The sequence below is a fragment of the Pseudomonas sp. Q1 genome, assembly GCF_009935975.1.
Taxonomy (GTDB): Bacteria; Pseudomonadota; Gammaproteobacteria; order Pseudomonadales; family Pseudomonadaceae; genus Aquipseudomonas; species Aquipseudomonas palleroniana.
Genome location: NZ_QODI01000006.1, coordinates 89,800 through 112,556, shown reverse-complemented (window position 1 = coordinate 112,556; position 22,757 = coordinate 89,800). Strand labels below are relative to the sequence as shown.

Genomic DNA, 22,757 nt, shown 5'->3' with positions numbered 1-22,757 from the left:
ACAGAGCAATTCAGGCCAGGCCGGACTCGACCAGCAGCGCTTCCAGCCCCATCAAGTCCGGCACCTTCGCCACATGCTCCCCCACCTGCACCGCCGCCAACTCCAGGGGGCACAGGGGGACGTCCACATAGCTCAACTGGCTGTCGAGCTTGTACGAGCGGGGAATCCCCTGGATCACCATCGCAATGAACTTCAATGTCGGCCGCCCACCCAGCGTATTCAGCACCACGATCCGCGAGCGTTCGCTTGTGACGATGGCTTCACCGCACACCGCTTCAAAACTGATCAGCGGCAACTGCCGATCGCGCCAGGTGACTTGCCGCAAATACCAAGGGGGTGCATCGCTGGCCGGTTCGCCGCGTTGGAAGTCGATGAGTTCGGCCACGGCGACGTTGGGCAACACCAGGTGGCGGTCAGCCAGAGGTAGCAGCAGGCCGGTGACTAGGCTGGCACGGTGGTCAAGCATGGGACTTGCTCCAATAGGCGATGCTTTCCAGCAGCACCGACTCTTGATACGGCTTGCCGAGGTAGTCGTTGACACCAATGGCCATGGCGCGATCGCGGTGTTTCTGGCCGGTACGCGAGGTGATCATGATGATCGGCAGGCGCATCAGGCGCGGGTCGTTGCGCACCTGCATCGCCACTTCAAAGCCGTCCATGCGCGGCATTTCAATGTCGAGCAGCATCAGGTCCGGCGTGTGTTCTTCAAGCACGGCAATGGCATCGATGCCGTCCTTGGCAGTGAGGACGTTCATGCCGTTGCGCTCCAGCAGGCGGCTGGTGACTTTGCGCACAGTGACCGAGTCGTCCACCACCAGCACCAGCAGCGGGCGCTTTTTCAGCGGGTCGTTGAGCACCAGCGGCGCATCGACCACCTGGGCCGGCAAGGCCGGTTGCCGGGCGCGGATATGGGCGAGCAAGTCGATGATCAGCACCACGCGTCCGTCACCCAGGATCGTCGCCCCGGACAAACCCTGCACGCCCGCAAACTGTGGCCCCAGGGCTTTCACCACGATCTCTCGCGTACCGGCCATGGCGTCCACGTGTACCGCCACGTGACGTTCATTGCATTGCACCAGCAGCACCGGCACCGGCTGGTACTGGCCGAGCAATTTCGGGCGGGCGCCGGTATGCAACAGATCGCCAAGGTAAAACAATTCGTAGCGCTGGCCGGCGTATTCATAACTCGGTGGGTCTTGCTGATAGTGCCCCGCCAGTTCATGGGGCAGCACGCGCACCAACCCCTCAATAGTGTTGAGCGGGATCGCGTATTGATCGTCGGCGCATTGCACCATCAGCGCACGGTTGACCGAGACGGTAAACGGCAGGCGAATACGGAAGTGCACGCCCATGCCCGGTGTCGAATCGATCACCATCGAGCCGCCCAGTTGGCGCACTTCTTCATGCACCACGTCCATGCCGACGCCACGCCCGGAAATCTGCGTGATTTTTTCCGCAGTGGAAAAGCCTGGCTGCAAAATGAACTGCAACACATCGCGGTCGCTCATCTCCTGCTGAGGAGCCAGCAGGCCGCGCTTGATCGCCTTGCGCCGCACCGCGTCCAAGGGCACGCCGGCGCCGTCGTCGCGCATGTCGAAGACAATATCACCGCCTTCGTGGGTCAGGTCCAAGGTGATGCGGCCCTTCTCCGGCTTGCCGGCCAACAGCCGTACCTCGCGCGACTCCAGGCCATGGTCGACGGCGTTGCGCAACATGTGTTCCAGCGGCGCCACCATGCGTTCCAGCACGTTGCGGTCCATTTCGCCCTCGGCATTGCCGACCACGAACTCCACGTCCTTGCCCAACTCCTCCGCCACCTGCCGCACGATACGCTTGAGGCGCGGCAGCATCCGTTCAAACGGCACCATGCGCGTGCGCATCAAGCCTTCCTGCAACTCGGTGTTGATGCGGGCTTGTTGCTGCAACAGGTTGTGGGCGTCCTGATTGCGGCGGTCGAGGGTTTCCTTGAGGTCCAACAGGTCGAACGCCGACTCCGACAGCGCTCGCGACAATTGTTGCAGCTGCGAATGGCGGTCCATTTCCAGCGGGTCGAACTCCTCATAGCCCAGGCGCTCGGCCTCGGCCTGCTGATGGCTGAGGATACGGCCCTGGGTTTCAGTCTCGAGGCGACGCAACTGGTCGCGCATGCGCTCGATCGTGGTCTCCACCTCATTGAGGGCAACGCGTGCGTCGTTGACTTGCTGCTCGATGCGCCCCTGCAGGATCGAAGTTTCGCCGGCCAGGTTAACCAGGTCGTCCAGCAGGTCGGCGGAGATTTTCACCATGTCCGCCGCAGGGTCGACCGCAGCCTCGGTCTTGCCGCCGGGCAAGGCGACCGGTACCGGCGGCTCGTCGCCGGCCTGCACCAGGCTTTTGATGCGCCCGATGAGCTTGTCCACCGAGCCTACCGGCAACCCCTGTGCCACGGCGTCGATCATCTGCGCCAGGCGGTCATGACAGCCTTGCAGTAACGCGAACAGTTCGGCGGAAGGCGCCAGCTGGCCGGCGGATAACCCTTCGCAGAGAAATTCCAGTTCATGCGCCAAGTCGCCAATCGGCGCGATTTCGACCATGCGCGCACCGCCCTTGAGGGTGTGCAGATCACGCAGCAGGGTTTCCACCTCCTGACGATTACTCGGCTCAGCCTGCCAACGCGCCAGCGCACTGCCGGAGCTGTCGAGAATATCGGCGGCTTCTTCGAGGAAGATATCCAGCAGCTCAGGGTCGGCGCCCTGGGTGGGCGCTGCCGTGGCGGCAGCGGGCGCAGTGCTGCCTTGGCGCAATGCGCGCACCCTGGCGACCAGCTCGCCGCTGTCGCTCAAGGGTTGGTGGTGTTGCAGTTCTTCGAGTTGCAAGGCCAGCCGCTCGTGGCAGGCCATCAGCACCTGGGACAGCTCGGTGGAATAACTGTAGCGGCGGTCCACCAGGCCTTCATAAAGGCCCTCCAGCTCATGGGCCAGGTCGCCGATCGGCCCTATTTCGGCCATGCGCGCACCGCCCTTGAGGGTGTGCAGATCGCGTTGCAATGACGACAACGGGGCGACACTGTCGGGCTCCAGTAACCAGCGCTTGAGCGACTGCCCGGCGCTGTCGAGGATATCGACCGCTTCTTCCAGGAAGATCTCGACCAGTTCATCGTCCATGGCCGTGTCATGGTCGAGCCTTGCAGTCGCGGCGCCCAGTTCGGTAATGCTCGGAGCGCGGCTGCCGTCACGTTTGATCAGGCCGGTGGCGGAGGGGTCGAGGGCTTCATCCAGCAGCTCGCGCAAGGCTTCGACCCGCGCCGGTGCCGGGCTGATTTCCTGGCCGGCGGCCAGTTGGTCGAGCATGTTGATCAGCGCTTCATGGGCCTGTTCGGCCTCCTGGAAAAACCGTTCGCTGACCGCCAGGCTGCTCTCTTCCACGGCGCCATACAGGTCGAGCAAGGCTTCGCAGAGTGCGTCGATGCTGTGCAGGTCGGCGTCGTGTGCGCCCTCGCCCAGGGTGGTCAATTCGTCCAGCAGCGCCGTCAGTTCCTGGCGCTCGCCAGGGTGCTGCTGCCAGCGCCGTAACAGGCTTTCTGCGTCGAGCAGGATATCCATGCCCTGGGCCAGGAAGTTGGTGATCAATTGCGGGTCGCGCTTGGTACGCAGGCCAGTATTGGGTGCGTCGAGCAACGCTTGCAGTTGTTGATCGAGCAGGCCTTGGGTACGGCTGATCAGGTCTTGCGCGCCTTTTATCGGCGCCAGGGGGTCGCTGTCCAAATCACGCAGCCCACGCTGGAACAAGCCTTCGGCCTCCAGCAGCAACTCCACTTCGTCCAGGTCCAGCGGCAGGCGGTGAGCTTTGTATTCGCGGGTCAGGTGGTCAAGGGGGCGCGCCAGTTCGGCGATGGGTAGCACACCGGCCATATAGGCACTGCCCTTGAGCGTATGCAGGGCGCGTTGCAGCTCATCGCTGACTTGCAGCGGCACGTGTTCGGCGGCCTGTTGCAGGAACTGGTTGAGGCTCTCGAGATGGCTCTGGGCTTCGTTGCGGAAGATCTCCAGCAACAGCGGGTCATGCGGTTCGGCGCCGCTGGCCAAGGCATGGGCGCGGGCCGCCAGGGCATCGACTTCATCGCGCTGGCGCTGCTCGTCGTTGGCGAAGTCGGCGACCAGTGTCGGCAACAGGGCCACCGCTTCATCCAGCACCTGTTGCACTTCAAGGCCAAGGGTCACGCTGCGCTCCAGGACCCGATTGAGCAGGTTTTCCACCGCCCAGGCCAGCTCGGCCAGGACCAGCGCGCGCACCATGCGACCGCTGCCCTTGAGGGTGTGGAACGCCCGGCGCATTTCGCCCTGGGCGGTTTTGTCGGCGCTGTCCGGCAGGTAGCGGTGCAACACCTCGAGCACTTCGTCGACTTCTTCGAGGAAGACCTCGCGCAGCTCATCGTCAATCGGTTCTTCGTCGGCCGGTGGCGGCAGCAAGCTGCCGGGGCGGTGCAGGGCCGGCGGGTTCAAGCGCGAGGCCGGGCTGGCCAACGCATCGAACTGGGACTGGCTGGGGATGATCTCGGCCGACAGCGCCCCATCGGGCGCGACCAGCGCCTGGCGCCAGGGCTTTTCGGCAGGCAGGTAACCCAGCGCGGCCAGACCCTGGGTCGCCAGCTCAAGCACCCGCTCACCCGAAGCGTCAGGGTCCTGGAGCATGCGCTCCAGGTAGTATTCCAGGCTGCTGACCACCTCGGCAAAATGCCCCAATTGCACCTCGGCAGGAGGGCTGTCGCTGAGCATCAACTGTTCGTCGACGTAATCCGAGCAACCCCGCATCAGGCTGGCCGCCCGTGGCAGGGGAATCATCGCCAGCGCACCGCGCACCTGGCTCAACAGCTGCGGCAGCGACTCCAGGCGCTGGCGGTCCCAGTCCGCTTCGATGCAGTCGATGACCAGCTCCTGCGCTTGCCGCAGGCATTGGCAGGATTCGCGGATCACCAGTTGGTGAACCTGGGTCAGGTCGGTCGTGGGCAGACGGCTTTCTTCACGGCTTTGCGGTTCAACGGTGCCGACCATGCCCGCCAGAGTGGCCTCGACGTACAGCAAGGCACCGGCGACGTCCATCAGCACCGCATCGTTGGGCTCGCGCTGCCCCTGGACAAGGCTGAGGACCACGGCCAGTTGATCGATGATCACCTTTCGCGGTTGGCCAAACCCGAGTACCGCCAGGGTATCGGCTATCTGGCGCAGCGGCGCCAGCAACGCATCAAGATCGCTGGTGTGTTGCCGGTCGCTGCGCACGAACAGATCCAGGCGCTCCTTGACCCGCACCAGCTCTTCACACAAAGCGCCGAGTACCGAACCCATGCCGTCGCGATCCGGCCCGGCCAGGCGCGCACGCTCGGCATCGACCACGGCGCTGTCGGGCAAGGCTTCGTCCAGGCCGTAGCGCTCCTTGAGGCTTTGCATGCGCGGCGTCGGCCGAGTGACCTTGGCCACGTAGAACAGCAGGCTCCTGAGCAGTTCATCCGGTGCCGGCTGGTTGATCCCGCCGATCCCCTGGGCCAGCAGGCGCTTGAGTTGTTTGTCGCTGGCCTTGAGCAGGCTGCGCAAAGCCGGGCTGTTGGCGATCACCCCGGTGAGCATGCCTTCGACCAGCGCCGAGGTGACCTGCCACAACGGCAACAACGGCGCGCCTTGGCACAACGCTTCGAGGCGCGCAAAGACCCGCGCCATGTCCACCAGGTTACTGGGGCCGTGATCTTCACGCAGCAGGCCGGCCAAGGCTTGTTGCAGCAGTTGGTGCCACTGGCGCAGTTGCTCATGCAGTTCAGGCGGCGCACGTTGCGCCAGGACCTCATCGCTCAACGGCGCAATCGTCAGCAGTTGCGGACTGAACAGGCTGGTTTCCGACAGCAGGCTTTCACCGCGCGCGCTGCGCAGGTCGTTGAGCAGCGGCAGTACCACCAGCGGCAGGTCACGCCGGGCACTGTGGACGCGGTCCAGATACAGCGGCAATTGGCCGAGGGCCTGTTGCAGCAGGCGGATGCTTTCATCGCGCTGGCCGACACGCCCGGCCTGGAACGCCAGGGCCAGCTCTTCGAGTTCTTCGGCGAGCAAGGCGGCACCGTAGAATTCGACCATTTGCAGCGCACCCTGCACTTGGTGGATACCGGCCAGGCACTCGTCGATGGCTTCGCTGTCGCCGGTTTCGACAAATGTGTCCAGCGCCGAACGAGCCTGTTTCAGGGTTTCGGCAATGTCGCCCTTGACCCATTCGAGGGCCACGTAGTCGTGCCGATCAACCATAACTGCTCCGCTTAGAATTCATGAGTGGCTGGTGTTCTTGAAACCTGTGGCCTGCGGCGGCCAACTGTGGGAGGGGGCTTGCTCCCGATGACGGTGGTTCAGCCAATGGCTCAGGTGACTGATGCACCGCCATCGGGAGCAAGCCCCCTCCCACAGTTGCATCGCGTTTCAATCATCGGTTTGCTTGGCCGCCGGCAAGGTGAACCCGGATACCGACCTGCGCAACTGGCTGGCCATTTTTGCCAGGTTGCCAATGCTTTCAGCGGTGGCGGTGGAACCCGACGACGTCTGGGTGGTGATCTGCTGGATCACGTTCATGGTCAGGGAAATCTGCCCAGCCGACGACGTCTGCTGTTGCGCCGCGTTGGAGATGCTCTGGATCAGCGCCGCCAGGGTTTTCGATACGCCCTCGATCTCTTCCAGCGCGACGCCGGCGTCCTGGGCCAGTCGCGCGCCACGTACCACTTCGGTGGTGGTCTGTTCCATGGAGATCACGGCTTCGTTGGTGTCGGCCTGGATCGCGCGCACCAGGGTCTCGATTTGCCGCGTCGCGGCCGACGAACGCTCGGCCAGCCGTTGCACTTCATCGGCCACCACCGCAAACCCGCGCCCGGCATCCCCGGCCATGCTCGCCTGGATCGCGGCGTTGAGGGCGAGGATGTTGGTCTGGTCGGCGATGTCGTCGATCAGGCTGACAATATCGCCAATTTCCTGGGACGACTCACCCAGGCGCTTGATGCGCTTGGCGGTGTCCTGGATCTGTTCGCGGATGTTGTCCATGCCGTGGATGGTGTTGTGCACCACCTCGTTGCCCTTGTTGGCAATCTCCACCGAGCGCTCGGCCACCGCCGAGGATTCGGCGGCATTGGCCGACACCTGATCGATGGACTGGGCCATTTGCTTGATTGCGGTGGACGCCTCGGCGATCTGCTGGGCCTGGTGCTCCGAAGCCTGGGCCAGGTGCATGGCGGTGGCCTGGGTGTCCTGCACCGCACCGGCCACTTGCCCGGCCGTGAGGTTGATGGTGGCGACCAGGTCGCGCAATTGGTCCACGGAATAGTTGATGGAGTCGGCAATGGTGCCGGTGAAATCTTCAGTCACCGAGGCCGTGACGGTCAGGTCGCCGTCGGCCAAATCTTCGATCTCATCGAGCAGACGCATGATCGCGTTCTGGTTGCGCTCGTTCTTTTCGGCGGTTTCATGCAGCTGCCGGTTGGTTTCGCGCACCATCACCAAGCCGATCAGGATGATCGAAGTCAGCGCCAGCAGGCCCAGCACGTAGCCGCCAATGGTGTCGAGGCTGCGCCCGCCGGCGAGATTTTCAAAGCCGGTGGCCAGGTGCGAGGCTTCATCGAGCAGGGTTTGCGAAAGGTTGAAGATATTGCTCGCCGAGGCCCGTACCTGGAACAGTTGCGGCGAGGTTTCAAGGATCTCATCCACGGAACCGGAGACGAACTCGAACAGCTCGGCAATTTCCGCCAGCCGCGCCCGGGCATCGTGGTCCTCGACCTGGCTGATGCGCAACCCTGGGTTGCCCTGGAGCATCCCATTGAGCACTTCGCCGAAACGGTTGGCATCGCGGCCAAAGGCATCGGCGGCCTGTACCGAGGTATCGTCGCCGGCCAGCACGGTATTCACCGCGCCGAGGATACGTTCGGCCAACAGCGACTGGCGCTGGGCCAACACCACCTGGCTGGCCGGGGCGCCGCGTTGCAGCAGGATGTCGACGACTTTTTCCGACTCCATCTGCAACTGCGGCACCGTTTCGGCCAGGGTCGCAGCCACTTGGTGCAGGGACAGCACGGTCTGTTCGCTGGCAAGGATCGCGTCAGTGTTTTTCAGCAGCGCTTCCCAGTCGGTCTGCACCGCACGCATTTCGGCACGCACGGCGTGGGGCGCCGCCGGCAGGCCGGTTTGCGGGTCGCCTTTTTTCAGGTAACCCCAACGCTGGGCAAAGTCATTGCGTGCATCGCCCAGCAACTTGAACGCAGCAGCCTTGCCGGCGGCGGCTTCGGTGGCGTTCTTGGCGATACGCTGCGACAGCACGCGCAACTCACCGGCGTGGCCGATGTACTGCTTGTCGTAGGTGGACTGGGTGTTGAGGTACGCGAAGTTGGCAAACAGCAGCATGATGAACACGATCAACGCGATAAACAGCACGATGATCTGCGAACGGCTGCGCGACCCAGCCTCGGTTTTGGACGTGGTAGCGGTGGTCATGCGGCGACATCCATGAAACCTGGGGCCTGGGCCAGAGCGAAGGGGCTGAAGACCTGCCACGGCGGATCGCCGCCGAACTGGCCTTGAATATACGGCGCGCCAGGGTTGGCGCTCGCCATCAATGCGTCTTGCGCGAAATGCTGCATGCCCACCACCTCATCCACCAGCAGACCGACGAACAGGTCGTTGAACTCCACCACCAGCACCCGCCGCTGCTTGGGCGCCGGTGACCGCTCAAGGCCGAGGAACCCACCCAGATCCATCACCGGCAGCAGGCGCCCGCGCAGGTTGGCCACGCCCTTGACCCAGGGTTTGACCCCGGGCATCAAGGTGCAACGCGGTTCATGCAGCACCTCGGCGACTTCGCCCATGGGCGCCACATAACCGTTCGGCCCCACGCGAAAGGCGATCCCGCTCCAGCGCTGCTGGCGGGTTTCCTGGGACGGCAGGTCGGCGGCCAGCAGGCGGCAGCGGCGGTCGATGTCCAGCAGCAACTCGAAGGCGGTTTGCGACTCGGTCATGATGGTGAACCGTCAGCCGGCCAACACCTTGTTCAGGGTGGCGATCAGGGTGTCTTCATCCACCGGCTTGGTCAGGTAATCCTTGGCGCCCTGGCGTGCGCCCCAGATCTTGTCGGTTTCCTGGTCTTTGGTGGTGATGATGATGATCGGGATGCCGTTGGTTTCCGGCTCCTTGGACAACTGACGGGTGGCCTGGAAGCCATTGAGACCCGGCATCACGATGTCCATCAGCACGGCGTCGGGTTTTTCCTGGCGGGCCAGGGCCACGCCGTCCGCGCCGTTTTCGGCTTTCAGTACCTGGTGGCCATGCTTTTCCAGCATGCCGGTCAGTTTGTACATTTCGGTCGGCGAATCGTCGACGATCAGAACACGTGCCATGGTTTTCCCCATTACTTTGATGGATGCCGGCCCTTGTGAGGCGGTATCAGTGTGCTTGTTCTACTGCGGCGAAGGCAGGCACGTAGGCCTTGATCGCGCTCAGCAGCTCTTCCTTGCTGAAAGGCTTGGTCAAAAACTGATCGACACCCACGATACGCCCCTTGGCCTTGTCGAACAGGCCATCCTTGGAGGACAGCATGATCACCGGGATCGACTTGAACGCCGGGTTGTTCTTCACCAGTGCGCAGGTCTGATAGCCATCCAGGCGCGGCATCATGATGTCGACGAAGATAATGTGCGGGTGATGATCCACAATCCGCGCCAAGGCATCAAAACCATCGATGGCCGTGATGACCTCGCACCCCATGTTCTTCAACAGGGTCTCGGCGGTGCGGCGGATCGTTTTCGAATCGTCGATCACCATCACTCTCAAGGCGTGGGAATGCTGTTCCATATCTGCTCTACCATCGCCACAGCGAATCGGTTTTCGGTGTGTACTGCCTGATGTTGCACAGGATGAACGCCAGAAGCCTTGGAATTGGAGGGCTGCTGCGCCGTGGCAGTCTTTTTAGCACAGTCTCAGGGCGCAATCTATCGAGCGGCCCGCCCAGTGGTTTTTCCTTGACCCACAACAGCCGCAGCGCCACTCTGACGCCACTTTTATGCGCCCTTATTTGCTAGAGGAAATCCCCCATGAGCGTTCGCGTCGGCATTGTCATGGACCCTATCGCCAGCATTTCCTATAAAAAGGACAGCTCGCTGGCCATGCTCCTGGCCGCCCAGGCCCGCGGTTGGACGTTGTTCTATATGGAGCAGCGCGACCTGTACCAGGGCGACGGCGAAGCCCGCGCACGCATGCGCCCGCTGCAGGTGTTTGCCAACCCTGAGAAGTGGTTCGAACTTGCGGACGAAATCGACAGCCCGCTGAGCGATCTGGATGTGATCCTGATGCGCAAGGACCCGCCGTTCGACATGGAATTCGTCTACTCCACCTACCTGCTGGAACAGGCCGAGCGCGCCGGGGTACTGATCGTCAACAAGCCGCAGAGCCTGCGTGACTGCAATGAAAAGCTGTTTGCCACGCTGTTCCCACAGTGCACTCCGCCGACCGTGGTCAGCCGTCGCGCCGATGTATTGCGTGAATTTTCCGCCAAGCACGGTGACGTGATCCTCAAGCCGCTGGACGGCATGGGCGGCACGTCGATCTTCCGCCACCGCGCCGGTGACCCGAACCTGTCGGTGATCCTGGAGACCCTGACCGCCCTGGGCACCCAGCAGATCATGGGCCAGGCCTATCTGCCGGCGATCAAGGACGGCGACAAACGCATCCTGATGATCGACGGCGAACCGGTGGACTATTGCCTGGCACGCATCCCGGCGGCGGGCGAGACGCGCGGTAACCTGGCGGCCGGTGGTCGCGGTGAAGCGCGCCCTCTGTCGGAAAAGGATCGCTGGATTGCAGCCCAGGTCGGCCCCACCCTGCGTGAAAAGGGCCTGCTGTTCGTCGGGTTGGATGTCATCGGCGAAAACCTCACCGAAATCAACGTCACCAGCCCGACCTGCATTCGCGAGATCGACAATGCTTTCGGCACGAATATCGGCGAAATGCTGATGGCGGCGATTGAGCGCAAGCTACAAGCCAAGTGACATAGAACAGCCGGACACAAACCAACATTGCGTTATCATGCGCCACCTGTGAAACGCGCGATGTTGGTTTTCTTGCCATGACCCTCCCGTCCAATCTGCCCCCCGAACTCTCCCACAGCGGCGTGCGCCCGGCTGATCGGCTTGGATTTACCCTGTTCCTCGCGGCACTGGTCCACCTCGCATTGCTCCTCGGCCTGGGTTTCACCTTCGCCGAACCCAAGCAGATCACCAAGACCCTGGAGATCACCCTCGCCACGTTCAAGAGCGAGAAAAAGCCCGAGAAAGCAGACTTTCTGGCACAGGAAAACCAGCAAGGCAGCGGCACCCTGGACAAGAAAGCGGTGCCCAAGACCACCGAAGTGGCGCCATTCCAGGACAACAAGGTCAATAAAGTCACCCCACCGCCGACGCCCAAGCCCGAGGTCAAGCAAGCCACGCCCAAACCTGCCGTGACCACCGTCGCACCCAAACCGCAAAAAGCCCCGGCCCAGCGCGAGAAGACCAAGACCGAGCCGCAACCCGAGCCGGTGAAACCGGCGCCGACTTTCGACAGCTCGCAGCTCTCCGACCAGATTTCCAGCCTGGAGGCGGAGCTGGCCAACGAACAACAACTTTATGCCAAGCGCCCACGCATCTATCGCTTGAACGCTGCCTCGACCATGCGCGACAAGGGTGCCTGGTATAAGGACGAGTGGCGCAAGAAGGTCGAACGCATCGGCAACCTCAATTACCCGGATGAGGCACGGCGCCAGCAGATCTACGGCAATCTGCGCTTGCTGGTGTCGATCAACCGCGACGGCACGCTCTATGAGGTGCAAGTGCTGGAGTCGTCCGGCCAGCCCCTGCTCGACCAGGCCGCCCAGCGCATCGTGCGCCTGGCAGCGCCCTTTGCGCCGTTCAGCGGTGACTTGAACGACGTGGACCGCCTGGAAATCATCCGCACCTGGAAGTTCGCCCGGGGTGATCGGTTGTCCAGCAATTGATGACAATTGCCATTTGCCGCACATCCCCAGCTTGTCAGTTAGCCCCTCCAACGCCACACTAGTGGACATGAAAAACGTCAACCCGACCTACCTCAAGCACCAATTCCTGATCGCCATGCCCCATATGGCCGACCCGAACTTTGCGCAGACCCTGACCTATATCGTCGAGCACACCGCCAAGGGTGCCATGGGGTTGGTGGTGAACCGCCCGCAAGAGCTGAACCTGGCCGACATCCTCGAGCAACTGCGACCGGAGGTTGACCCACCGGCCCGCTGCCAGGGCGTACCGATCTATATCGGCGGGCCGGTGCAAACCGATCGCGGTTTTGTGCTGCACCCCACCGGGCCGAAGTTCCAGGCCACGGTCGATCTGGAAGGTGTGTCGTTGTCCACGTCCCAGGATGTGCTGTTCGCCATTGCCGACGGCGTTGGCCCTGAGCAAAGCGTGATCACCCTCGGTTACGCCGGCTGGGAGGCCGGGCAACTGGAGGCGGAACTGGCCAGTAACGCCTGGCTGACCTGCCCCTTCGATGCCGACATTCTGTTCAACACCGCCAGTGAACTGCGCCTGGAAGCGGCCGCCGCCAAGCTGCGCGTCAACCTCAACCTGCTGACCAGCCAGGCGGGGCACGCCTGATGGCTTTGCGTCTGATCCTCGGTTTTGACTACGGCACCAAACAGATCGGCGTAGCGGTCGGCCAGGTAATTACCGGCCAGGCCCGCGAGCTGTGTACCTTGAAAGCCCAGAACGGCGTGCCGGACTGGAACCAGGTCGAAGCCCTGATCAAGGAGTGGAAACCCGACGCCGTCGTGGTCGGCCTGCCCTTGAACATGGACGGTACCCCCAGCGACATGTGCCTGCGCGCCGAAAAGTTCGCCCGCCGTCTCAATGGGCGCTACAACCTGCCCTTCTATACCCATGATGAACGCCTCACCACCTTTGAAGCCAAGGGCGAGCGCCGCGACCGTGGCGGCCAGAAAGGCAGCTACCGCGACAACCCCGTGGACGCTATTGCCGCCGCCCTGTTGCTGCAGGGTTGGCTGGACGAAAACACCGCTTTATTTGAATCCTGACTGACGCGGCTTGCCGCGTCTTTTTACGTTTGAGCCCGGATCTTGCCAGCGCGAGACCTAGAAGGAGCACCCATGAGCCTGCCCAATCCCGCCGACCTGATCAGCCAGATGGCGACGCGCCTTACGGCCCATCTGCAACACCGCGGCATCAGCGAACCGCGCTTCATCGGCATCCGCACCGGCGGTGTCTGGGTGGCCCAAGCCTTGCTGGAAGCGCTGGGCAGCGAGTCGCCGCTCGGCACTCTGGACGTGTCCTTCTACCGCGACGACTTCAGCCAGAACGGCCTGCACCCGCAAGTGCGCCCTTCGGCCCTGCCGTTCGAGATTGAAGGCCAGCACCTGGTGTTGATCGACGACGTACTGATGAGCGGACGCACCATCCGTGCCGCCATGAACGAATTGTTCGACTACGGTCGCCCAGCCAGCGTGACGCTGGTGTGCCTGCTGGACCTGGATGCTGGCGAATTGCCGATCAGCCCGGATGTGGTCGGTGCCACACTGTCGCTGCAGGCCCACCAGCGGGTAAAATTGTCCGGTCCCACGCCGCTCGAACTCGAACTGCAAGACCTCGCCCTTTAAACCGCCTTGTAAAGAGTCCCCGCGATGACGCCTCTAGATGCCAAGCGCCCGCTGCAGCTCAATGCTCAGGGTCAGTTGCAACACTTCTTGTCCCTCGACGGTTTGCCCCGCGAACTGCTCACCGAAATCCTCGACACGGCCGACTCGTTCCTCGAAGTCGGTGGCCGGGCGGTGAAGAAGGTCCCGCTGCTGCGCGGCAAGACGATCTGTAATGTGTTCTTCGAGAACTCCACCCGCACCCGCACTACCTTTGAACTGGCCGCCCAACGGCTGTCGGCCGACGTGATCACGCTGAACGTGTCTACCTCGTCGGCGAGCAAGGGCGAAACCCTGCTCGACACCCTGCGTAACCTGGAAGCCATGGCCGCCGACATGTTCGTGGTCCGCCACGGCGACTCCGGCGCCGCGCACTTCATCGCCGAGCACGTATGCCCGCAGGTGGCGATCATCAATGGCGGCGACGGCCGTCATGCCCACCCGACACAGGGCATGCTCGACATGCTGACCATTCGTCGGCACAAGGGCAGCTTTGAAAACCTCTCGGTGGCCATCGTCGGCGACATCCTGCACTCGCGGGTTGCTCGCTCGAACATGCTCGCCCTGAAAGCCCTGGGCTGCCCGGACATCCGTGTGATCGCCCCGAAAACCCTGCTGCCCATCGGCATCGAGCAATACGGCGTGAAGGTCTATACCGACATGACCGAAGGGCTCAAGGATGTGGATGTGGTGATCATGCTGCGCCTGCAACGCGAGCGCATGGCTGGTGGCCTGCTGCCCAGCGAAGGCGAGTTCTACCGCCTGTTCGGCCTGACCACTGCGCGCCTGGCCGGCGCCAAGCCAGATGCCATCGTGATGCACCCAGGCCCGATCAACCGTGGCGTGGAGATTGAGTCGGCGGTGGCCGACGGTGCGCAGTCGGTGATCTTGAACCAGGTGACCTACGGCATCGCGGTCCGCATGGCGGTACTGTCCATGGCCATGAGCGGGCAAACCGCGCAACGTCAATTCGAGCAGGAGAACGCCCAGTGAAGCTCAGCATTCTCGGCGCCCGTGTCATCGATCCGGCCAGTGGCCTGGATCAAGTTGTCGATCTTCACCTGGAAGCCGGCAAGATCATCGCCATCGGTGCCGCGCCCAGCGGTTTCAGCGCCCACGAGACCATCGACGCCAAGGGCCTGGTGGCCGCTCCGGGCCTCGTGGACCTGAACGTCGCCCTGCGTGAACCGGGCTACAGCCGCAAAGGCAACATCACCAGTGAAACCCGCGCCGCCGCCGCCGGTGGCGTGACCAGCCTGTGCTGCCCGCCGAATACCAAGCCGGTACTGGATACCTCGGCCGTGACCGAGTTGATCCTCGACCGCGCCCGCGAAGCCGGCAATTGCAAAGTGTTCCCTGTCGGCGCCTTGAGCAAGGGTCTGGACGGTGAGCAACTCGCCGAGCTGATCGCCCTGCGCGACGCCGGTTGCGTGGCCTTCGGCAATGGCCTGGAAAGCTTTCGCAGCACCCGCACGCTGTTACGCGCCCTGGAATACGCGGCCACATTCGACCTGACGGTGGTCTTCCACTCCCAGGACCACGACCTGGCCGAAGGCGGCCTGGCCCATGAAGGCGCCGTCGCCAGCTTCCTCGGTTTGCCGGGCATCCCGGAGACCGCCGAAACCGTCGCCCTGGCCCGCGACCTGCTGCTGGTGGAACAAAGCGGCGTACGCGCGCATTTCAGCCAACTGACCAGCGCCCGGGGCGTCGCCCTGATCGCGCAGGCCCAGGCCCGTGGCTTGCCGGTGACGGCGGATGTGGCGCTGTATCAACTGATCCTGACGGATGAGGCGCTGATCGACTTCTCCAGCCTGTATCACGTGCAGCCGCCACTGCGCACCCGTGCCGACCGTGAAGGTTTGCGTGCGGCGGTGAAGTCCGGCGTGGTGTCGGCGATCTCCAGCCATCACCAACCCCATGAGCGCGATGCCAAACTGGCACCCTTCGGCGCGACAGAGCCGGGCATCAGCAGCGTCGAGTTGTTGCTGCCACTGGCCATGACGTTAGTCGATGAAGGTTTGCTCGATTTGCCGACATTGCTGGCACGCCTGAGCACAGGCCCGGCCCAGGCGCTGCGCTTGCCGGTGGGCAAATTGGCGGTGGGGGCTGCGGCGGATCTGGTGCTGTTTGACACGGGCAGTTCCACGGTGGCCGGGGAACACTGGCTGTCCAAGGGCGAAAACTGCCCGTTCATCGGCCATAGCCTGCCGGCGACGGTGCGTTACACCCTGGTGGATGGGCGGATTACCTACCCGATTTAATCGTTCACACCTCAAGTGTGGGAGGGGGCTTGCTCCCGATTGCAGTGGGTCAGCGACAGAAAAACTGGCTGATCCACCGCTATCGGGAGCAAGCCCCCTCCCACATTTGGATCTCGCGATGGATAGCAAGCTCAAAGGCCGCTAATGCGCTCGGCATTGCGGATGGAAATCTGGGTATTCAACGTCCAGAAGTCATACAACACCCCCACCAGGAACAAACCGCCGGTCAGCAGGTAGATCAGGCCGGTGATCCATTTGCCCTGGTACATGCGGTGCAAACCAAAAACCCCCAGGAACGCCAGCAGTACCCAGGCCACGTTGTATTCGATGGGCCCAGCGGTAAAACGCAGGTCGGCTTCACGGTCCATGGCCGGGATCAGGAACAAGTCGATCAGCCAGCCGATACCCAGCAGGCCGAAGGTGAAAAACCAGATCGTACCGGTGACCGGTTTGCCGTAATAGAAGCGATGGGCACCGGTAAAACCGAAAATCCAGAGCAGGTAACCAATCACCTTGCTGTGGGTGTCTTGCTGCGAAACATCCTGTCGATAGGTGTTCATGAAGTACCTCTTTTGCCTCGATAGATAAATTTTTTCACTTTCTTTGTGACTTTTTTACGGGCGCTCGACGTACGGCAAATGGTATCTTCCCTCCCCTCAAAGCCTTGTACCGCCTGACTTGTGTAGGACAATTGCGATAAAACGTCGCGTTTTCCTGTATTTGACCCCACGGTTCAGTCGACAAACGGCCTGAGAACGGCACAAAAAGCTGTTATAAAGTTGCGCGCAAACCCATAAGAGCCACGCCTAATGCGACCATTTTTCAAGACATGGCTAACCATTTGCCTATTAATGCCACTGGCCGCCCACGCCACCAATCGTGAGCAACGACTTCCGAACGTTAATGGTTTCACCCCTAAAGTCCACAGCACACCCAGCACTGCCAAGTCGGTAAAGCTGACCGTCAACCGCCCGACTCAAGTGAGCAAGGCCCACGGTAAAACGCTTCATACCCAACTGGCCGCGAACGGCAAGCAAAGCAGCACCGTGCTCAGCCGCGCCGTCAACGTGCTGGGTACTCCTTATCGTTGGGGCGGAAGCAGCCCAAGTAAAGGGTTCGACTGCAGTGGTTTGGTGAAATACGCATTTAATGACGTCAAAGCGGTGGATTTACCACGCACCTCCAACGCCATGGCTGCCGGCCACGGGTTGAAGGTAGATCGCAAGGACCTGAAACCGGGCGACCTGTTGTTCTTCAAACTCAAGAGCCGCCAGGTCAATCACGTCGCCATCTACTTGGGCAACGACCGTTTCATCCACGCACCGCGTCGTGGCAAGTCGGTCAGCATCGACACGCTGAAAAAACCGTTCTGGGACAAGAACTACGTGATCGCCAAGCGGGTCCTGCCTAAAGAGCAGAACAACTTGCGCGTGGTACAACGCTGATCTCAAGCTGAAATGCAGTAAATGTGGGAGGGGGCTTGCTCCCGAAAGCGGTAGATCTGTCAAACATGTGTTGACTGACACTCTGCTATCGGGAGCAAGCCCCCTCTCACATTTTGGCTTTCACTGGCCCCCAGAAGCTACATGTCTGCGGGAACCCTCGCCAGCTCCCGCGCAGCCTCCCGGCTGACCAGCCCCTCGCTCACCAGCGCCTTCAAGCTCATATCCAACGTCTTCATCCCCAATGCCCCACCGGTCTGGATCGCTGAAACCAGCTGTGCACCCTTGTCCTCGCGGATCAGGTTACGAATGGCCGGCGTGCCCAGCATGATCTCGTGAGCCGCTACCCGCCCGCCGCCGATCTTCTTGACCAGCGCCTGGGACACCACGGCCTGCAAAGACTCCGATAGCATCGAACGCACCATGGCCTTTTCCCCCGCCGGGAACACATCCACCAGCCTGTCCACGGTTTTCGCCGCGGACGCGGTGTGCAGGGTGCCCAGGACCAGGTGCCCGGTCTCGGCCGCCGTCAGCGCGAGGCGGATGGTTTCCAGGTCGCGCAGCTCTCCCACCAGAATCACATCCGGGTCTTCGCGCAACGCCGAACGCAGGGCCGCCGAGAAGCTGTGGGTATCACGGTGCACCTGCCGCTGGTTAATCAACGCCGATTTGGGTTTGTGGATAAATTCGATGGGGTCTTCGAGGGTGAGGATGTGCTGGCGCCGATGCTGGTTGAGGTGGTCGATCATCGCCGCCAGTGTCGTGGACTTGCCCGACCCGGTCGGCCCGGTCACCAGTACCAGCCCACGAGGCAATTGGGCGATACGCTGGAACACCTCCCCGAGACCCAGGCTTTCCAGGCTTCGCACCTGCGCAATGGTACGAAACACCGCCCCCATGCCGCGATCGTGTCGGAACACATTGGCTCGAAAACGCGCCACGCCAGGCAATTCAAATGCAAAATCCGTTTCAAGAGATGTTTCGAAATCCTTTTGTTGGTGTTGATTGAGCAAAGGGCTCAATAAGTCCGCAACTTGCGGTGGCGAAAGTATCGACCCCTCCAGGGGCCAGACTTCGCCATCGATGCGCAGCATCGGCGCCAGACCGGCGGACAAATGCAGGTCTGAGGCGCCACGGCGCACGCTGGCCGTGAGCAATTGCGTGATATCCATAGGGCTTTCCATTTCCAGTAGAATGCCGCGGACTCCATATCCACGGGTGCATCTTGAATGTCGACGATAGCAGACAACATTGGCTTGGTTAGCGAGCGGATCCGTGCCGCGGCCCATGCCGTGCAACGTGATGAACACAGCGTCCATCTGCTGGCCGTGAGCAAGACCAAACCCGCGCAAGCCGTGCGCGAAGCCTTTGCCGCCGGAATGCGCGACTTTGGCGAAAACTACCTGCAGGAAGCCTTGGGCAAACAGGCCGAATTAACCGACCTGCCCTTGAGTTGGCACTTCATCGGCCCCATTCAATCGAACAAGACTCGCTCGATCGCCGAGAACTTCGCCTGGGTGCATTCCGTGGACCGCTTGAAAATCGCACAACGCCTGTCCGAACAACGCCCGGCCGACCTGCCACCACTGAACATTTGCATCCAGGTCAACGTCAGTGGCGAAGCCAGCAAGTCCGGCTGCACACCCGCCGACCTGTCGGCCCTGGCCAGTGCCATCAGCGCCCTGCCGCGCCTGAAGCTGCGCGGGTTGATGGCGATCCCCGAGCCGACTGAAGACCGCGCGGCGCAAGATGCGGCGTTCGCAACGGTCAGAGACCTGCAAGCGAGCTTGAACCTGCCGCTCGACACACTTTCGATGGGCATGAGCCATGACCTTGAGTCGGCGATCGCCCAAGGCGCCACCTGGGTGCGGATCGGTACCGCCCTGTTTGGCGCCCGCGACTACGGCCAGCCGTGAAATGGCTGACTTCTCTCTGAATAAGGACCTGTCATGAGCAACACGCGTATTGCCTTTATCGGCGCCGGCAACATGGCGGCCAGCCTGATCGGCGGCCTGCGGGCCAAGGGCCTGCAAGCCCAGCAGATCCGTGCCAGCGACCCCGGTGCCGAAACCCGTGCCCGCGTCAGCGCCGAGCACGGTATCGAAACGTTCGCCGACAACGCCGAAGCCATCCAGGGCGTCGACGTGATCGTGCTGGCGGTCAAGCCGCAAGCCATGAAGGCCGTGTGCGAAAGCCTGCGCCCGAGCCTGCAACCGCAGCAACTGGTGGTCTCGATAGCCGCCGGCATCACGTGCGCCAGCATGAGCCAATGGCTCGGCGCCCAGCCGATTGTGCGCTGCATGCCCAACACCCCGGCGCTGCTGCGCCAGGGCGTGAGCGGCCTGTATGCAACTTCCAGCGTCAGCGCCGAACAACGCGACCAGGCCCAGGAGCTGCTGTCCGCCGTGGGTAGCGCCCTGTGGCTGGAACAGGAGCAGCAGCTGGATGCCGTCACCGCCGTCTCCGGCAGCGGCCCGGCCTACTTCTTCCTGCTGATCGAGGCCATGACCGCCGCCGGCGTCAAACTGGGCCTGTCCCACGAAGTGGCTGAACAACTGGCCGAGCAAACCGCGCTGGGGGCCGCGCACATGGCCGTCGGCAGCGAGGTGGATGCCGCCGAGCTGCGCCGTCGCGTAACCTCCCCAGGCGGCACCACGCAGGCCGCCATCGAATCCTTCCAGGCCGGGGGCTTTGAAGCCCTGGTGGAAAAAGCACTGGGTGCCGCGGCGCATCGTTCGGCTGAAATGGCCGAACAGCTGGGCAAATAGTCGTCCCCTTCATTAGGAAACCAACATGCTCGGAATCAATGACGCTGCCATTTTCATCATCCAGACCCTGGGCAGCCTGTACCTGCTGATCGTGCTGATGCGTTTTATCCTGCAACTGGTGCGGGCGAACTTCTACAACCCGCTGTGCCAGTTCGTGGTGAAGGCCACCCAACCGCTGCTCAAGCCACTGCGCCGGGTGATCCCGAGCATGTTCGGCCTGGACATGTCTTCGTTGGTGCTGGCGCTGCTGCTGCAGATCCTGCTGTTCGCCGTGATCCTGCTGCTCAACGGCTACCAGGCCAACACGGTGTTGTTGTTGCCGTGGGGCCTGATCGGCATTTTCTCGCTGTTTTTGAAGATCCTCTTCTGGTCGATGATCATCAGCGTGATCCTGTCGTGGGTCGCACCTGGCAGCCGCAGCCCGGGCGCCGAATTGGTGTACCAGATCACCGAGCCGGTGCTGGCGCCGTTCCGCCGCCTGATCCCTAACCTGGGCGGCCTGGATATCTCGCCGATCTTCGCGTTTATCGCGATCCAGCTCCTGCAAAGCTGGGTGATTCCGCGCCTGGCTTATTACGCGTTCATGCCCAAGGAACTGTTTGGCCTGATCTGACACGCAACGATCGTTCCCACGCTCAGCATGGGAACGCAGCACTGGACGCTCCGCGTCCCGAAGCGTGACGCAGAGCATCACAAAAGGCATTCCCACGCAGAGCGTGGGAACGATCCGCCGGGAAGGGTTTGCTTGCCGCTGGGTGCAGCGCTCTTTAGACTTACGCCTCATTTAAACGAGAGCAGGGTCGATGCCAGCTGCCTTTCCCCCCGATTCCGTTGGACTGGTCGTACCCCAAGTGGCGCACTTCAGCGAGCCGCTGGCCCTGGCCTGTGGCCGCTCGCTGCCCGCCTACGACCTGATCTACGAAACCTACGGCCAACTGAACGCCACGGCGAGCAATGCCGTGCTGATCTGTCACGCCCTGTCCGGCCATCACCACGCGGCGGGCTTCCACGCTGCCGATGATCGCAAGCCCGGCTGGTGGGACAGTTGCATCGGCCCCGGCAAGCCCATCGACACCAACAAGTTTTACGTGGTCAGCCTGAACAACCTCGGCGGCTGCAACGGTTCTACCGGCCCGAGCAGTATCAACCCGGAAACCGGAAAACCCTTCGGTGCCGACTTCCCGGTATTGACCGTGGAAGACTGGGTACACAGCCAGGCTCGTCTTGCCGACCTGCTGGGCATCGGCCAATGGGCAGCGGTGATCGGCGGCAGCCTTGGCGGGATGCAGGCCCTGCAATGGACCATCACCTATCCGGATCGCGTGCGCCATTGCCTGGCCATTGCCTCGGCGCCGAAACTCTCGGCACAGAACATCGCCTTCAACGAAGTCGCGCGCCAGGCCATCCTCACCGACCCCGAGTTCCACGGCGGTTCATTCCAGGAAGCCGGTGTGATCCCCAAGCGCGGCCTGATGCTGGCGCGGATGGTGGGGCATATCACCTACCTGTCCGATGACTCCATGGGCGAGAAATTCGGTCGCGGCCTCAAGAGCGAGAAGCTCAACTACGACTTCCACAGCGTCGAGTTCCAGGTGGAAAGCTACCTGCGTTATCAGGGCGAGGAGTTCTCGGGGCGTTTCGACGCCAACACCTACTTGCTGATGACCAAGGCCCTGGACTACTTCGACCCGGCGGCCAACCACGACGACGACCTGGCGAAAACCTTCGAAAATGCCACGGCCAAGTTCTGCGTGATGTCATTCACCACCGACTGGCGCTTCTCGCCGGCCCGCTCCCGCGAGCTGGTGGACGCGCTGATGGCGGCACGCAAGGACGTCTGCTACCTGGAGATCGACGCCCCCCAAGGCCACGACGCCTTCCTGATCCCGATCCCGCGTTACTTGCAGGCGTTCGGCAACTACATGAACCGTATTACTGTATGAGAACGCCATGAGAGCTGACCTGGAAATCATCCAAGACTGGATACCCGCCGGCAGCCGCGTGCTCGACTTGGGCTGCGGCGACGGCGAACTGCTGAGCTGGCTGCGTGACAACAAGCAAGTCACCGGCTATGGCCTGGAAAACGACCCGGACAACATCGCCCAGTGCGTGGCCAAGGGCATCAACGTGATCGAGCAGGACCTGGACAAGGGCCTGGGCAACTTTGCCAGCAACAGCTTCGATATCGTGGTGATGACCCAAGCCCTGCAGGCGGTGCACTACCCGGATCGCATCCTCGACGAAATGCTGCGCGTGGGCCGCCAGTGCATCATCACTTTCCCCAACTTCGGCCACTGGCGCTGCCGCTGGTACCTGGCGACCAAGGGCCGCATGCCGGTCTCGGACTTCCTGCCGTACACGTGGTACAACACGCCCAACATCCACTTCTGCACCTTCGAAGACTTCGAAGCCTTGTGCGGCGAGCGTGAGGCCAAGGTGATCAACCGCCTTGCCGTCGATCAACAGCACCGCCACGGTTGGGCGAGTAAGCTGTGGCCGAACCTGTTGGGAGAAATCGGGATTTACCGGGTCAGCAGCCCTGGCCTGGCCGAACACAAGATTGCCGTCTAATCATTTTCCAGAGG

The 22,757-nt window shown here is 62.4% G+C and carries 21 protein-coding genes; 13 read left to right on the top strand and 8 right to left on the bottom strand.

Annotated features, from left to right (window positions below; translation table 11 throughout):
* Positions 1-10 precede the first annotated feature (10 nt).
* The 6 genes from DK870_RS11285 to pilG all read right to left on the bottom strand — a co-directional run bounded on the left by DK870_RS11285 (position 11) and on the right by pilG (position 9,836).
* Positions 11-466 (bottom strand): chemotaxis protein CheW, encoded by a 456-nt coding sequence (locus DK870_RS11285; protein ID WP_104994923.1) that lies wholly within the window; start codon positions 464-466, stop codon positions 11-13.
* The gene (locus DK870_RS11280; RefSeq protein WP_161548659.1) at positions 459-6,263 is read right to left on the bottom strand and encodes an Hpt domain-containing protein; all 5,805 of its coding nucleotides are present in this window, start codon (positions 6,261-6,263) and stop codon (positions 459-461) included. The genes DK870_RS11285 and DK870_RS11280 overlap by 8 nt, the downstream gene beginning before the upstream one ends.
* A gap of 168 nt (positions 6,264-6,431) precedes the next feature.
* Positions 6,432-8,483 (bottom strand): methyl-accepting chemotaxis protein, encoded by a 2,052-nt coding sequence (locus tag DK870_RS11275; protein WP_161548658.1) that lies wholly within the window; start codon positions 8,481-8,483, stop codon positions 6,432-6,434.
* A complete protein-coding gene (locus DK870_RS11270; RefSeq protein ID WP_161548657.1) occupies positions 8,480-9,004 on the bottom strand; it encodes a chemotaxis protein CheW in 525 nt (174 codons plus the stop codon). Before DK870_RS11270 ends, DK870_RS11275 begins: the two co-directional genes overlap by 4 nt.
* A 12-nt stretch (positions 9,005-9,016) precedes the next feature.
* Positions 9,017-9,382, bottom strand: a complete 366-nt coding sequence (gene pilH / locus DK870_RS11265; protein WP_003234583.1) for a twitching motility response regulator PilH — start codon at positions 9,380-9,382, stop codon at positions 9,017-9,019.
* A 46-nt stretch (positions 9,383-9,428) separates the two neighbouring features.
* On the bottom strand, positions 9,429-9,836 hold the full coding sequence (gene pilG, locus DK870_RS11260; RefSeq protein WP_060753454.1) for a twitching motility response regulator PilG: 408 nt from the start codon (positions 9,834-9,836) through the stop codon (positions 9,429-9,431).
* Between the two features lie 239 nt (positions 9,837-10,075).
* On the opposite strand from pilG, the gene gshB reads away from it, so the two are divergent.
* The 7 genes from gshB (at position 10,076) to DK870_RS11225 (ending at position 15,962) form a co-directional block, all read left to right on the top strand.
* Positions 10,076-11,029, top strand: a complete 954-nt coding sequence (gene gshB / locus DK870_RS11255) for a glutathione synthase (RefSeq protein WP_161548656.1) — start codon at positions 10,076-10,078, stop codon at positions 11,027-11,029.
* Between the two features lie 77 nt (positions 11,030-11,106).
* Positions 11,107-12,012, top strand: a complete 906-nt coding sequence (locus tag DK870_RS11250) for an energy transducer TonB (protein ID WP_060753455.1) — start codon at positions 11,107-11,109, stop codon at positions 12,010-12,012.
* A gap of 67 nt (positions 12,013-12,079) precedes the next feature.
* The gene (locus DK870_RS11245; protein WP_060753456.1) at positions 12,080-12,649 is read left to right on the top strand and encodes a YqgE/AlgH family protein; all 570 of its coding nucleotides are present in this window, start codon (positions 12,080-12,082) and stop codon (positions 12,647-12,649) included.
* Positions 12,649-13,086, top strand: a complete 438-nt coding sequence (gene ruvX, locus DK870_RS11240) for a Holliday junction resolvase RuvX (RefSeq protein ID WP_003195067.1) — start codon at positions 12,649-12,651, stop codon at positions 13,084-13,086. Before DK870_RS11245 ends, ruvX begins: the two co-directional genes overlap by 1 nt.
* A 72-nt stretch (positions 13,087-13,158) precedes the next feature.
* On the top strand, positions 13,159-13,665 hold the full coding sequence (pyrR, locus tag DK870_RS11235) for a bifunctional pyr operon transcriptional regulator/uracil phosphoribosyltransferase PyrR (protein ID WP_060753457.1): 507 nt from the start codon (positions 13,159-13,161) through the stop codon (positions 13,663-13,665).
* Positions 13,666-13,689: 24 nt separating this feature from the next.
* Positions 13,690-14,694, top strand: a complete 1,005-nt coding sequence (locus DK870_RS11230) for an aspartate carbamoyltransferase catalytic subunit (protein WP_060753458.1) — start codon at positions 13,690-13,692, stop codon at positions 14,692-14,694.
* Positions 14,691-15,962 (top strand): dihydroorotase, encoded by a 1,272-nt coding sequence (locus tag DK870_RS11225; RefSeq protein WP_104994927.1) that lies wholly within the window; start codon positions 14,691-14,693, stop codon positions 15,960-15,962. The genes DK870_RS11230 and DK870_RS11225 overlap by 4 nt, the downstream gene beginning before the upstream one ends.
* Positions 15,963-16,093: 131 nt before the next feature.
* Here DK870_RS11225 and DK870_RS11220 read toward each other — a convergent pair whose 3' ends face one another.
* Positions 16,094-16,522: a TM2 domain-containing protein gene (locus tag DK870_RS11220; RefSeq protein ID WP_104994928.1), complete on the bottom strand. Its 429-nt coding sequence runs from the start codon at positions 16,520-16,522 to the stop codon at positions 16,094-16,096.
* 249 nt (positions 16,523-16,771) lie between these two features.
* Between DK870_RS11220 and DK870_RS11215 the strand changes: the two genes are divergently transcribed.
* Positions 16,772-17,407 carry a C40 family peptidase gene (locus DK870_RS11215; RefSeq protein WP_060753461.1) on the top strand — a complete coding sequence of 212 codons (636 nt, stop codon included), beginning with the start codon at positions 16,772-16,774 and terminating at the stop codon, positions 17,405-17,407.
* Between the two features lie 137 nt (positions 17,408-17,544).
* Here DK870_RS11215 and DK870_RS11210 read toward each other — a convergent pair whose 3' ends face one another.
* Positions 17,545-18,576 carry a type IV pilus twitching motility protein PilT gene (locus DK870_RS11210; RefSeq protein WP_161548655.1) on the bottom strand — a complete coding sequence of 344 codons (1,032 nt, stop codon included), beginning with the start codon at positions 18,574-18,576 and terminating at the stop codon, positions 17,545-17,547.
* A 57-nt stretch (positions 18,577-18,633) separates the two neighbouring features.
* Between DK870_RS11210 and DK870_RS11205 the strand changes: the two genes are divergently transcribed.
* From DK870_RS11205 to metW, 5 genes are all read left to right on the top strand, one after another.
* The gene (locus DK870_RS11205) at positions 18,634-19,320 is read left to right on the top strand and encodes a YggS family pyridoxal phosphate-dependent enzyme (protein ID WP_161548654.1); all 687 of its coding nucleotides are present in this window, start codon (positions 18,634-18,636) and stop codon (positions 19,318-19,320) included.
* A 33-nt stretch (positions 19,321-19,353) separates the two neighbouring features.
* A complete protein-coding gene (gene proC, locus DK870_RS11200; protein ID WP_090368224.1) occupies positions 19,354-20,172 on the top strand; it encodes a pyrroline-5-carboxylate reductase in 819 nt (272 codons plus the stop codon).
* Positions 20,173-20,197: 25 nt separating this feature from the next.
* Positions 20,198-20,785 (top strand): YggT family protein, encoded by a 588-nt coding sequence (locus DK870_RS11195; RefSeq protein WP_060753465.1) that lies wholly within the window; start codon positions 20,198-20,200, stop codon positions 20,783-20,785.
* Between the two features lie 190 nt (positions 20,786-20,975).
* Positions 20,976-22,115, top strand: a complete 1,140-nt coding sequence (locus DK870_RS11190; RefSeq protein WP_090368222.1) for a homoserine O-acetyltransferase — start codon at positions 20,976-20,978, stop codon at positions 22,113-22,115.
* Positions 22,116-22,122: 7 nt separating this feature from the next.
* Complete coding sequence (gene metW / locus DK870_RS11185) at positions 22,123-22,743, top strand: methionine biosynthesis protein MetW (RefSeq protein WP_104994931.1); 621 nt, start codon at positions 22,123-22,125, stop codon at positions 22,741-22,743.
* Positions 22,744-22,757 lie beyond the last annotated feature (14 nt).